Annotated in this window: 12 protein-coding genes; 11 read left to right on the top strand and 1 reads right to left on the bottom strand. The window is 49.2% G+C overall.

The annotated features are described in order from the left end of the window. The first annotated feature begins 3 nt into the window (after positions 1-3). The 6 genes from IEV98_RS07515 to IEV98_RS07490 all read left to right on the top strand — a co-directional run bounded on the left by IEV98_RS07515 (position 4) and on the right by IEV98_RS07490 (position 6708). Positions 4-627 (top strand): 3-oxoacyl-ACP synthase, encoded by a 624-nt coding sequence (locus IEV98_RS07515; protein ID WP_188505253.1) that lies wholly within the window; start codon positions 4-6, stop codon positions 625-627. Next, a complete protein-coding gene (locus tag IEV98_RS07510) occupies positions 620-874 on the top strand; it encodes a phosphopantetheine-binding protein (protein ID WP_188505252.1) in 255 nt (84 codons plus the stop codon). The genes IEV98_RS07515 and IEV98_RS07510 overlap by 8 nt, the downstream gene beginning before the upstream one ends. After that, positions 871-2085 carry a beta-ketoacyl-[acyl-carrier-protein] synthase family protein gene (locus IEV98_RS07505; protein WP_188505251.1) on the top strand — a complete coding sequence of 405 codons (1215 nt, stop codon included), beginning with the start codon at positions 871-873 and terminating at the stop codon, positions 2083-2085. Before IEV98_RS07510 ends, IEV98_RS07505 begins: the two co-directional genes overlap by 4 nt. Beyond that, a complete protein-coding gene (locus IEV98_RS07500; RefSeq protein ID WP_188505250.1) occupies positions 2078-3139 on the top strand; it encodes a beta-ketoacyl synthase chain length factor in 1062 nt (353 codons plus the stop codon). The genes IEV98_RS07505 and IEV98_RS07500 overlap by 8 nt, the downstream gene beginning before the upstream one ends. Before the next feature lie 155 nt (positions 3140-3294). Continuing rightward, positions 3295-4632 (top strand): M16 family metallopeptidase, encoded by a 1338-nt coding sequence (locus tag IEV98_RS07495; RefSeq protein ID WP_188505249.1) that lies wholly within the window; start codon positions 3295-3297, stop codon positions 4630-4632. A 30-nt stretch (positions 4633-4662) separates the two neighbouring features. Next, complete coding sequence (locus IEV98_RS07490; protein ID WP_188505248.1) at positions 4663-6708, top strand: M16 family metallopeptidase; 2046 nt, start codon at positions 4663-4665, stop codon at positions 6706-6708. Positions 6709-6741: 33 nt separating this feature from the next. Here the strand turns inward: IEV98_RS07490 and IEV98_RS07485 are convergent, their stop codons facing one another. Further along, the gene (locus IEV98_RS07485; RefSeq protein WP_188505247.1) at positions 6742-7263 is read right to left on the bottom strand and encodes an NADPH-dependent FMN reductase; all 522 of its coding nucleotides are present in this window, start codon (positions 7261-7263) and stop codon (positions 6742-6744) included. 93 nt (positions 7264-7356) lie between these two features. On the opposite strand from IEV98_RS07485, the gene IEV98_RS07480 reads away from it, so the two are divergent. From IEV98_RS07480 to lepB, 5 genes are all read left to right on the top strand, one after another. Continuing rightward, positions 7357-8154 (top strand): ParA family protein, encoded by a 798-nt coding sequence (locus IEV98_RS07480; protein WP_188505246.1) that lies wholly within the window; start codon positions 7357-7359, stop codon positions 8152-8154. Positions 8155-8162: 8 nt separating this feature from the next. Then, the gene (locus IEV98_RS07475) at positions 8163-9086 is read left to right on the top strand and encodes a ParB/RepB/Spo0J family partition protein (RefSeq protein ID WP_188505245.1); all 924 of its coding nucleotides are present in this window, start codon (positions 8163-8165) and stop codon (positions 9084-9086) included. Next, complete coding sequence (locus tag IEV98_RS07470) at positions 9086-9817, top strand: DUF5683 domain-containing protein (RefSeq protein ID WP_188505244.1); 732 nt, start codon at positions 9086-9088, stop codon at positions 9815-9817. The genes IEV98_RS07475 and IEV98_RS07470 overlap by 1 nt, the downstream gene beginning before the upstream one ends. Positions 9818-9905: 88 nt before the next feature. After that, the gene (gene dapB / locus IEV98_RS07465; protein ID WP_188505243.1) at positions 9906-10655 is read left to right on the top strand and encodes a 4-hydroxy-tetrahydrodipicolinate reductase; all 750 of its coding nucleotides are present in this window, start codon (positions 9906-9908) and stop codon (positions 10653-10655) included. Between the two features lie 37 nt (positions 10656-10692). Then, positions 10693-12114, top strand: coding sequence for a signal peptidase I (gene lepB / locus IEV98_RS07460; RefSeq protein WP_188505242.1), 1422 nt, complete (start codon positions 10693-10695; stop codon positions 12112-12114). Positions 12115-12126: the final 12 nt, after the last annotated feature.

Genomic DNA, 12126 nt, shown 5'->3' with positions numbered 1-12126 from the left:
CGAATGGAAAAGCATCAATATCATATCCAATCATATTGCCGCATCCGTGGTTGCGCTATCCAGATAAATGGAAAGCCATTCTTCAACCTCGTACCTTCAGTGCCAATAGGTGACTTCCTTAAATCCGCGTATCGACATCTGAACATCGACTACCCCAAATTCCACAAGATGGATGGCCTTTGCAAGGCAATTTTCATAGCCGTAGAGCTGATGGCACTTGAATCGGGACCTTATCAACGCGATACGGCGCTCATCTTTTCCAACCGTTCTTCCAGCCATCTTTCCGATAGCCGGCACGCGACGGGCATTTTCGACACGATCAACCCCGTCGCCAGCCCCTCCACATTCGTGTATACCCTACCCAATATCGCCATGGGTGAAATCAGCATCCGCCACCAATTGCAAAGCGAAAATGTTTTCTTTATTTTTGACAGCTATTTGCCGGAGTTTCTCGTTCCATTTACGGCCTCGATGCTGGAGGACGGAAAAGCAGGAAGCGTCCTCTGCGGTTGGACGGAAATAACAGCGGAAACGTGCGATTTGCTGCTCTATCACGTTGGTATATCAACAGGACCGCTGCACAACGTTGAGCAATTAAAAAGACTATATAACGAAGAAGATGAGTGAATTGACACAAGAGCTGAAAGCTAAAATCATTACCCAGCTGAACCTGGAAGACCTGGCCATAGAGGACTTGGCAGACGACACCCCCCTTTTTGGCGATGGGCTTGGTTTGGACTCCATCGATGCCCTGGAGCTCATCGTGATGCTCGACAAGAGCTATGGCATCAAGCTAGCTGACCCTAAAGAAGGACGGAAAGTTTTTGAAACCATCCAAACCATGGCTGATTTCATCGAGGCAAGTCGCAAATGAAGGAACCTATCCCGATAGCCATTACCGGAATGGGCGCCATCTCCGCCATCGGCAACGATGTGGCAAACCATTACAGCTCGTTACGGAGTTCCAATCCTGGAATCGGACCCATCACGCAGGTGCAAACCCACCATCGTGGCAACCTGTTAGTCGGTGAAATCAGTATGGACAATGGGGCACTCTACGACTGTTTGGCAATCCCTGCCCATGAAGCCTATACCCGAAGCACTTTGCTCGCCCTAGTGGCGGTAAGAGAAGCCCTGGTCAACGCCGGTATTGATCCGGCAGATGGGTATCGAACAGGATTAATCTCCGCTACAACGGTGGGTGGTATGGACGCAACCGAGACCTATTATGAGGACTATCTGGTATCCAAATCACATCAGCATTTCATCCCTACGCACCCGAGTGGATATTCAACCGAACAATTGGCCCGCCACATTGGGGTAACGGAATTTGTGACCACCATCAGTACGGCTTGTTCATCGGCGGCGAATGCCATTATGCTGGGAGCACGGATGATCAAGGCTGGGCTGTTGGATCGGGCCATCGTGGGTGGTACGGACTGCCTGTCCAAATTCACGATCAACGGCTTCAACGCACTGATGATTTATACCGACAGCTATTGCCGCCCGTTTGATGAGCACCGCAACGGATTGAATCTGGGGGAAGCGGCAGCCTATCTGGTATTGGAGTCGCCTGAGTTGGTTAAACAGCGAACCCAGACGCCGATCGCTTACCTGACTGGCTATGGAAATGCCAATGATGCCTTCCATCAAACCGCCTCGTCAGATGACGGCGAAGGCGCTTACCTGGCGATGAAACAGGCATTGAAAGTGGCAAACCTGGACGCCGCTGATGTTGATTACATCAATGCACATGGAACAGCCACACCCAATAATGATCTGGCGGAAGGCCAGGCATTACTACGCATCTACGGCTCCGTGGAGGCGGTGCCGGCGTTCAGCTCCACCAAAGCTTTTACGGGGCACACCTTGGCAGCGGCTGGAGCCATTGAGGCCGTCATTTCCATATTGGCATTGCAGCACCAAGTGGTTTTTCCCAACCTGAACTTTTCGCAACCCATCACAACGTTGGGTATCGTGCCGCAAACCCAGTTATTGCCGAAAAAGATTGACCATGTGCTGTCCAACTCGTTCGGCTTTGGCGGTAATTGCAGTACCCTGCTATTCTCAAACGCCCATGATTAAGCCCATTTACGTCCACGGCAGCGGCAGCATTTCCATCCAGCCCACCTTTGAACCGGGTTATTGCTTCGATTCGATCCTTTCTTTTGCACAAAATCCTGTGCCGGCTTATGAGCCCGATTACAAGGCGCTCATCCCCGCGATGCAACTCCGGCGCATGAACAAAAGCATGCGTATGGCGATCTTCGCCTCCCGGCTTGCCTTACAGCAAGCAGATAGAACGGCAGTCGACGCCATCATCACGGGATCGGGATTGGGCTGCCTGAAGGATTCCGAGCGCTTTGTGGAAGCCCTATTGGCCGAAGAAGGGCAATCCTTAAACCCCACGCCATTCATCCAGTCTACCCACAACATGGCTGCAGCAGCCATCGCACTCGTCCTCAAATGCAAGGGCTACAACATGACTTATGTCAACAATGCTAATTCATTTGAATCCGCACTGCTTGATGGAATGGTATATTTAACCGAACACCCCAACGACACCATGCTATTGGGGGGAGTAGATGAGGCTGGCGAGCGGACCACCCAATTTTGGGACATTGCCGGTTACCTGAAGCGCGAGGTTCCCACAATCCCGACACCACTCGAAGGGGCCGCCACTCCCGGCGAAATCGCTGCCGAAGGCGCTACGTTCTTTGTTGTATCGGGCCAACCCGGAGCACGAACATATGGAAAAGTGACGGCCGTAGAGACCAGCCTTGAAACCGATGACACCGTGGTTCTTCTGAGCCGATTTCTTCAAAAGAACGGTTTGGACGCAGACGCGATCGATGCGGTATTTATGGGTTTCAACGGCGACTCGCGCTATGACGGCATTTACCGCAATTTAGGCCATTCCTTATTTCCGGCAACGCTGCAACTGGGCTTTAAGCATCTCTTGGGCGAATACGATACCGTTGTCGCATCGGCACTAGCCATCGCTCTGCAACTGCTCAACGAGCAACGTATCCCATCGTCACTCCGACTAAACGATGTGGAGCCAAAAGAATTAAAGCGCATACTCATTTACACCCAACGACGTGGAAAAAACCACGGCTTGATACTGGTGGAACAATAATCGCTCACAAGCCCACCAGCAACATCCTGAAAAACAACCACAAAGCTTACAGTTATGCAAAATTTGTAACATAAGCGCCCTTTTTTCATCTAAGAATGGTAAACTTGCATTACGTTTTATCAACGTTTACAGACTGTTAACCATATCACAGCACAATGAATAAATCCCTAACCATTTCCGCATTTTTGGGCGCAATATTTTGCGCGAATACTATTGCAATTGCCCAAAACCGTATTGAATTCAAGGAATTCAAGCTTGAAAATGGCCTCACCGTACTGATGCATCGCGATAATAGCACACCTATCGTGGCGGTATCAGTGATGTACCATGTGGGTTCCAAAAACGAAAACCCGGAGCGAACCGGATTTGCGCACTTCTTCGAGCATCTGCTTTTCGAGGGCACCGAAAACATCGGTCGCGGCGAATACATGAAAAAGATCGAATCCATCGGCGGTACACTAAACGCTTACACGTCAAATGACATTACCTACTACCATGAGGTGGTACCGTCCAATTACCTCGAAACGGCCCTATACATGGAAAGTGAACGGATGCTGCATGCCAAAGTCGACACCATTGGCGTAGAAACACAGCGCAGCGTGGTGAAGGAAGAAATGCGGCAACGTATAGATAATCAGCCCTATGGAACAATCCTACAGGAAACATTCAAACGCACGCATCAGGTTCATCCATATCATTGGCCAGTGATCGGCTCCCTCGATCACCTGAATGCCGCTGCGCTGGATGAGTTTATGCAGTTCTATAAGACGTACTATGTACCCAACAATGCGGTGCTGTCCATTGCCGGAGATATCGATTATGAACAGGCGGAAAAATGGGTGAGAACATACTTCACAGAAATACCGGTAGGTGCCGGCACCATTAACCGCCCAACGGCAAAGGAACCAAAACGTACCGAAGAAATACGCGACATCGTGTATGACAACATCCAGCTGCCAGCTGTCATCCAGGCATATAACCTTCCGCCCAAAAAACACGAAGATAGCCACGCGTTGAGTATGCTCTCCACCTACCTTACCGGCGGCAATAGCTCCCTGCTTACTAAGGAAGTGGTAGACAAGCAACAGAAAGCCGTTGCCGTGGCAGCATTCCCTTTAGACCTGGAAGATGGTGGCTTGTTCCTACTCTATGGAATTGCCAATATGGGGATACCGGCCGATACCCTAGAGCAGGCGATAGATGAACAACTCGAAAAGGTGATTGCTAATGGAATTTCGGAGCGTGATTTCCAGAAGCTCCAAGCCCAAATCGAAAATGCAGTGGTGAGCCGACACGCTTCCGTGGCCGGAATAGCCGAAAGCCTTGCCGAAGCGAAAACCTTTTTCGGTGATGCCGATGAGATAAATAGGGAAATGGACAAATACAACCGGGTGACCCGGGCTGACATCCAGCGCGTGGCGCAGGAATACCTCAGCAAAAACGGACGCGTAGTCCTGTACTATTTACCCAAATCCGCCCAAGCTCAACAATAAGCCGATTGTGAATACTTAATTAAGAAAGCAATGAAGAAAACCAGCATATTCCTCTTAGCCATTTTGTGCAGCACCACGGTCGCCTTGGCACAAATAGATCGCACCAAATACCCCGAACCTGCACCCGCACCACAGATCAATATCGGGGATCCCGCCACCTTCACCTTGCCTAACGGCTTGACGGTGTTCGTCGTTGAAAACCATAAACTACCCCGGGTCACCTATTCACTGGTGTTGGACCGCGATCCGATTTTGGAAGGCGACAAAGCGGGCCTTACCTCTTTTGTGGGTGATATGCTTATGGGCGGTACCGCAAGTCGCAGCAAAGACGAGCTCGACGAGGCAATCGACCGAATAGGGGCGCGTATCGGGGCCTCTTCCACTTCGGCAAGTGCCTCCTCCCTGAAAAAATACAATGCCCAATTGCTCGAATTGTTTGCTGATGTATTGTTCAACCCGGCGTTTCCACAGGCGGAGCTTGACAAACTAAAAAAACAGGCCATATCGGGCTTGGCTGCAGCCAAGGAAGATCCCAACAGCATCGCCGATGTCGTTCGGAATGCAGCCATGTACGGCAAAGACCACCCCTACGGCGAGACCGAGACTGAAAAAACGGTCGAAAACGTCCAGGTCGAGGACGTAAGGAACTATTATGACACCTACTTCAAGCCGAACATCGCGTACTTAGCCATCGTAGGCGACATTACGGTTTCCGAAGCGAAAGATTTGGTAAACCAATACTTTGCAAGTTGGCAAAAGGGTGAAGTTGCCAAGCACCAATGGCCTGCTCCCCAAGCACCGCAAGGCAATAAAGTGGTGCTCGTAAACCGCGCTTCAAGCGCACAGTCGGTCATCAACGTAGGTTATCCCTTTGAACTGAAACCCAATAACCCCGATGTCATTGCTGTCTCGGTCGTCGCTGAAATCCTCGGTGGCGGGGCATCATCAAGGCTCTTTCAAAATTTACGCGAAGATAAAGGGTATACCTATGGCGCCTATGGCAATATCAACCCCGGTAAGTTGGTTGCTACATTAAATACCAGTGCCAGTGTACGCAACGCCGTGACCGACAGCGCCACGCAGGAATTTATCCACGAGCTGAAAAAAATGGGTGAACGAACCATCACGCAAACCGAACTCGACTTGGCCAAAGCTTCGCTTGCCGGAAGTTTCGGTCGTTCGTTAGAGCAGCCATCAACCATCGCTAATTTTGCCATCAATACCGAATTGCAACAGCTCCCAAAGGATTACTACAAAAACTACCTGAAAAACCTGGATGCCATCACGTTGGACCAAATCAATGCGATTGCCGCCAAGTATGTGCACGGTGATAACCTACAGATTACCGTCGTAGGCAAAACGGATGACTTTGCCGAGCAAATGGCTCGTTTCGGTGATGTACAATTTTATACCGTCACCGGCGATCCGGAAGTAAAGGTAGCGATTACTGATGCCAATGTCACCGCCGAAAGCGTTGTGGATCGTTACCTAACGGCCATCGGCGGACGAGCACAATTAGCCGCGGTAAAAACGCTGAAATCGGTCAGCGAAGCGGAAATACAAGGAATGACCATCACTATCGAACAATTGGTAGACCAAAATAAGGGCATTGCGGTGCAAAACACAAAATTAGGTACGCAAGTATTATCGAAGGTGTTGATTACAAAAGATCGCGTAACCGTTACGGCACAGGGGCAATCCCAAGAGTTACCGGCCGACGCAGCAACAGCCTATCAGGCATTGTTAGCTATTTTTCCTGAACTCAACTATGCGACGAACAATACGAAGCTCGAATTGGACGGCATCACCAAGGTAAACGAAGAAAATGCCTACAAAATAAAGGTGATCCAGGGCGACAACACATCGGTTGATTATTTCAGTGTTGAATCGGGCCTTAAACTAAAAACGGAAAGCGAATTATCGGGGGAAACAACCGTGGAAAAATATGATATCTACGACGGCATTAAACTTCCCGAAACCATTACCATCGTCAACAAGATGGTACCCATGCCGCTGAAAGCCGTAACCAAGGCAGTGGTCATCAACGGAGAAATCAGCGCCGACGAGTTGAAATAAGGATTAAAACGTACCCCTGTTTTCGGGGTACGCTTAAAACCTGATAAACTCTTCGATCTGCTCGCCGGTAAACCGCAGGGTATCTTCTTTGTACAGATTGCCATCGGCATCAAGTTCATGGAAGATGTGTGGAATATGTATACGCAAAGGCAGTACATGCAGGCGTACATAATGGCAAACACCCGTGAAATGGTCCACCCCCCGCACATTGCCGTACTTGCCACTGGATAGGCCTACCAATGCCGCCTTTTTATTAAAAAAACTATCTGGGAATTTACAGGCATCCACAAACGTCTTCAGTATCCCAGGGAAACTTCCATTGTATTCCGGGATGACAAAAATAAATTTTTCCGTGGCCATGATGCGATCTTGGTAGGGCTGGAAAGCATCGCTGCGACTTTTGTACATATCAGCCGATATAAAATCCGCTGATAAATCGGCAAGCGAAAGGATATGCGAGGCCACCCCTCGCTCCAATAGCTTGTGCTGATAATAACTGGAAAGTTTAAGCGTATTACTATATGGACGGTTTGTACCGGATATGATGGTAATCATGATGGATTAAATTAAAAAGCGTATCTTAGCCCCTCGCATTCAGTATGCACTGAAATGCCCAAATGTACGAATAAAAGGATATTTTCATCACCCATGGGTAAAATCATTGCAATAGCTAATCAAAAAGGAGGAGTAGGCAAAACAACCACCTCCATCAACCTCGCTGCCAGTTTGGCCGTGTTGGAATATAAGACCCTGTTGGTCGACGCTGACCCACAAGCCAATTCGACGTCTGGAATCGGATTTGATCCACGTACCATTAAATCTAGTGTATACGAATGCTTGATAAACGACCTCAATCCGCATGAGGCCATCCAGCGAACCGATACCCCAAACCTCGACCTGCTGCCAGCACATATCGACCTGGTCGGTGCCGAGATTGAAATGATCAACCTGCACGAACGGGAATATAAAATGAGGGGCATACTGGATCAGGTGAAGGACGAGTACGATTTCATTGTTATCGATTGCTCACCTTCATTGGGACTTATCACCATCAACGCGCTATCGGCATCCGACTCCGTCATTATTCCGGTACAATGTGAATATTTTGCACTCGAAGGATTGGGCAAACTCCTCAATACCATTAAAATCGTGCAAAATCGGCTTAATACCGCGTTGGAAATCGAAGGCATCCTATTGACCATGTATGATGTACGGCTTCGGCTTTCCAATCAAGTGGTCGAAGAAGTAAGAACACATTTCCATGAGCTGGTCTTCGATACGATCATTCAGCGTAACACCCGGCTCAGTGAGGCCCCGAGCTTCGGTATATCCGTAATCATGCACGACGCGAACAGCAAAGGAGCGATCAACTACCTCAACCTGGCTCGGGAAATACTCCAAAAGAACAATCTGCATAAAGAAGAAAAAGTACACGTAGGCGTATAGCATATAATATGGCAGCACAACAACGGAAAATAGGTTTGGGTAAGGGATTAAGTGCACTGCTCGACGATTCGGATGAGGTAATCAAGCGACCGGTTGATAACACGGAAGTAGGCGACATAAAGGACCAGAAAATACCAGCCAATATGAGCGATGTGCGTATCTCGCAGATCGCCGTCAACCCCTTCCAACCGCGGACCGATTTTGACGAAGAGGCTCTGCGCGAATTGGCGGACTCCATAAAATTACAGGGACTGATACAGCCTATCACAGTTCGGCAGGCCGAAAACGACACCTATCAGCTCATCAGTGGCGAGCGACGGCTACGCGCGGCGAAGCTGGCCGGGCTGAATACGATACCGGCGTATATCCGTACCGCCAATGACCAGCAGATGCTGGAAATGGCGCTTATTGAAAACATTCAACGCGAAAACCTGAATGCCATCGAGGTAGCCCTGAGCTTCCAACGGATGATCGAAGAGTGTAACCTCAAGCAGGATGAGCTTGGCGAACGCGTGAGTAAAAATCGCTCTACGGTGACGAATTACTTGCGGCTACTTAAATTACCCCCAGTCATACAGGCTGCGATTCGCGACGGCCAACTCAGCATGGGGCACGCCAGGGCGCTGATCAATGTACCCGAAACAGACAAGCAACTTTATATTTTCCGCGAGATTATCAAAAACGGGCTTTCCGTTCGGAAAACAGAAGAACTGGTCCGCGACATTCAGCAACGGGCTGGTAAACAGGGTAAAAAAAACAATAAGCCCACGGCCTTGTCTTTCCAGTACCAAAAAGTGGAGGACGACCTCGCATCCAAGTTTGCCACACGGGTGCGGCTAAAGGTTTCCGACAGAAAGGGTACCGGTGCCATCGAGATTCCCTTCCACTCAGAAGACGACTTAAACAGAATCCTCGAATTATTAGACTGGTGATGAATCGCGTGCTAATCATCTTGCTGTTGGCGTTAGGGACTGCAAGTACCTTGAAGGCACAGGAGCCTGACAGCCTCCAGCGCGATAGCACCCAAAAAACCGCCGATAGCCTTGCCGTGGGAACCGCTGACACGACAGCTAGCGAAACCCGACGGGAAAGGCGACAACGGGAAAGAAAAGAACAGGAAGCCAAAGAGCAGGAACAGGTGGTATTCAAAGATTCCGCAAGGTTGGCCCTTGAAGCCCTATCCAACAGGCCTTGGAAACAGTCGCTGATGGTACCGGGATGGGGTCAGATCACCAACGGTGGTTGGTGGTGGATCAAAGTTCCTGTAATCTATGGTGGGTTTGTCAGCGCTGTATTGGTCTTCGAGTTCAATAATCGATATTACCATGATATTTTAAAGGAAGTGCAATACCGCGTCAACAACAATAATGCTATCCCACCAAACACGAAATATCCGTGGCTAAAGGCGGATCAATCGACAACCGACTACATGATCAGAGCCAAGGACAATTACCGTCGAAATCGGGACCTCACTGTATTAGTTACGCTGGGTTGGTGGGGTCTCCAAGCCGTAGAAGCGTATGTCAATTCCATGCTCAAAAACCGGTGGGACATTGGAGATGAATTAGGCGTAACCGTCTTCCCTACGCTACTGAATAATCCGGCCTCTCCGTTGGCCTACCAGCCTTATGCCGCCGGCGTCAAAGTGAGTTTTAGTTTTTAGATAGGAAATCGTAGACGTGTACCGGACTTTAACTTTTTGGCTTTTGACTTTTAACTTCTTAAGTTTGCGAACTAGCTAGTTGACTTACATGAAAATAGCATTACTTGGATATGGCAAAATGGGGCGACTTATCGAGCGTTTTGCCCAGCAGCGCGGTCATCAAATCCAGCTCGTCGTCGATGAAAATAACCGCGAAGATATCAGCGCAGCGGACTTGGCTGGAGCGAATGTGGCAATCGATTTTAGCAGACCGGAGGCCGCTGTAGCCAACATCGACCTGTGCTTTGAAGCAAACATCCCGCTTGTGGTGGGTACCACCGGTTGGTATGACCAGCTTGACCATGTAAAAAAAAGATGCCTGGACGGTAACAAAACCTTACTCTATGGCTCTAATTTCAGTATTGGAGTGAATGTGTTTTTCCACATCAACAAATTGTTGGCAGCTGCAATGAATCCGTATAAACAGTATGATGTACAGGTGGAGGAAATCCACCATACGCAAAAGCTCGATGCACCAAGTGGCACTGCCATTACGATTGCGGAGGGCATCATCGGACATACCGATTCCAAAACTGAATGGATAAACAATCTCATTGGCGAGGGTGACGAAGCCATTGCTAAAACCAACCAATTGCTTATCGAAAGCCATCGTATCGATGAGGTACCGGGCACCCATACCGTTCTATATAGCTCTGAAGTCGATCAAATCGAGTTTAAGCACACGGCGCATAGCCGTGCAGGCTTTGCGTTGGGAGCAGTTGTAGCGGCCGAATGGCTGGAGGGAAAGACTGGATTTTATCAAGTAACTGAAATGTTTAACTTTGGCGGGCGCATTTAGCACATCAGATAAACGAATTTAAAAGAAAAACCTAACTATGGGATACCTAGTTTTTGCCATCATCCTCATTCTGATACATTTTGGGCTTTGGAAACTCTTCATAAAAGCTGGTCGTAAAGGCTGGGAGTCCTTGATACCGATTTATCGGGAGTACGTCGTGACCAAGATAACCGGACATCCCGGCTGGTGGATAGCGTTGTTGCTTATTCCCATCGTCAATATTTTCATTTTCTTCGGGCTGTACCTCGATTTGGCAAAGAGTTTCGGCAAGCGCCGGTTTTGGGAATATACCGCCACCGTTTTGCTGCCTTTTGTCGTACTCCCCTGGTGGGGAAACGACTCCAAAGTCGTTTACCTCGGCAAAGCTTTTTCGCCCGAGTTCAAAGAGAAATACCCCTATAAGAAGACCGTAGCCCGTGAATGGGCCGATGCCATCGTGTTTGCCGTAGTGGCCGCCACACTGATCAGGGGATTCCTGATCGAAGCCTATATGATCCCTACCGGCTCGATGGAAAAAAGCCTACTCGTAGGCGACTTTCTCTTCGTAAGTAAGCTGAATTACGGACCACGCGTGCCGATGACCCCCGTGGCCTTCCCCTTTGCACACCACACCATGCCCCTCATTGGTGGCAAAGCCTATTGGGAGGGCATAAAAATCGGATATAAGCGGTTGCCGGGATTCCAGCAGATTGAACGCAATGATGTGGTTGTATTTAACTATCCGATGGAGGCCGATCCGCCATTCAACAGGCCCATAGATAAGCGCGAGAATTACATAAAACGTGCCGTGGGCATTCCCGGCGATACCATTTCGTTGATTGGAGCTCAATTATACGTCAATGGAGAGCCAGGATTCGAACCACCACATAGCCAAATGGATTACTATGTCTATACGGATGGTACCGGTCTGAATCCGCAGCGTTTACTGGATATGCGTATTGAATACAGTCCGTATGCACGCGAACCTTATCAGCTTTTCTTGACCAAAGAGGCTTATGAAGAAGTAAAGGGCTGGGCCAATGTAACTAAAATCGTTCCCAATATCAGGCACCAGGATACCGACGAGCCCGGCGTATTTCCGAACACCGCGCTGTATCATTGGAATATCGATAACTTTGGCCCACTCATTATTCCGAAAACGGGGTGGACTGTTCCCCTTGATAGTTTAACCATGCCCCTCTACGAACGCGCCATCCGCGTGTACGAAGGCAATACCTTGGAGAGCCGTGATGACGGCATCTATCTCAACGGTACCAAGGCTGATAGCTATACGTTTAAAATGAACTATTATTGGATGATGGGTGACAACCGCCATAATTCTGAAGATGCGCGGACATGGGGGTTCGTACCTGAAGACCACATCGTTGGTAAGGCATTGTTCGTATGGCTCAGCTGGGATAAAGACGGCACATTCTTCGATAAGATCCGCTGGAACCGGATCTTCATGGGGATTAATTAACGAGTCGGGGGA

Source organism: Parapedobacter pyrenivorans (assembly GCF_014636865.1).
Classification (GTDB): Bacteria; Bacteroidota; Bacteroidia; order Sphingobacteriales; family Sphingobacteriaceae; genus Parapedobacter; species Parapedobacter pyrenivorans.
This window is presented reverse-complemented; position numbering and strand designations above follow the sequence as displayed.

Excerpts from the sequence above, each read along its gene's own strand:
- IEV98_RS07475 (WP_188505245.1), top strand. The coding sequence starts at position 8,163 with ATGGCAGCACAACAACGGAAAATAGGTTTGGGTAAGGGATTAAGTGCA.
- IEV98_RS07470 (WP_188505244.1), top strand. The coding sequence starts at position 9,086 with ATGAATCGCGTGCTAATCATCTTGCTGTTGGCGTTAGGGACTGCAAGT.
- lepB (WP_188505242.1), top strand. The coding sequence starts at position 10,693 with ATGGGATACCTAGTTTTTGCCATCATCCTCATTCTGATACATTTTGGG.
- IEV98_RS07515 (WP_188505253.1), top strand. The coding sequence starts at position 4 with ATGGAAAAGCATCAATATCATATCCAATCATATTGCCGCATCCGTGGT.
- IEV98_RS07490 (WP_188505248.1), top strand. The coding sequence starts at position 4,663 with ATGAAGAAAACCAGCATATTCCTCTTAGCCATTTTGTGCAGCACCACG.
- dapB (WP_188505243.1), top strand. The coding sequence starts at position 9,906 with ATGAAAATAGCATTACTTGGATATGGCAAAATGGGGCGACTTATCGAG.
- IEV98_RS07485 (WP_188505247.1), bottom strand. The coding sequence starts at position 7,263 with ATGATTACCATCATATCCGGTACAAACCGTCCATATAGTAATACGCTT.
- IEV98_RS07480 (WP_188505246.1), top strand. The coding sequence starts at position 7,357 with ATGGGTAAAATCATTGCAATAGCTAATCAAAAAGGAGGAGTAGGCAAA.
- IEV98_RS07500 (WP_188505250.1), top strand. The coding sequence starts at position 2,078 with ATGATTAAGCCCATTTACGTCCACGGCAGCGGCAGCATTTCCATCCAG.
- IEV98_RS07495 (WP_188505249.1), top strand. The coding sequence starts at position 3,295 with ATGAATAAATCCCTAACCATTTCCGCATTTTTGGGCGCAATATTTTGC.
- IEV98_RS07505 (WP_188505251.1), top strand. The coding sequence starts at position 871 with ATGAAGGAACCTATCCCGATAGCCATTACCGGAATGGGCGCCATCTCC.
- IEV98_RS07510 (WP_188505252.1), top strand. The coding sequence starts at position 620 with ATGAGTGAATTGACACAAGAGCTGAAAGCTAAAATCATTACCCAGCTG.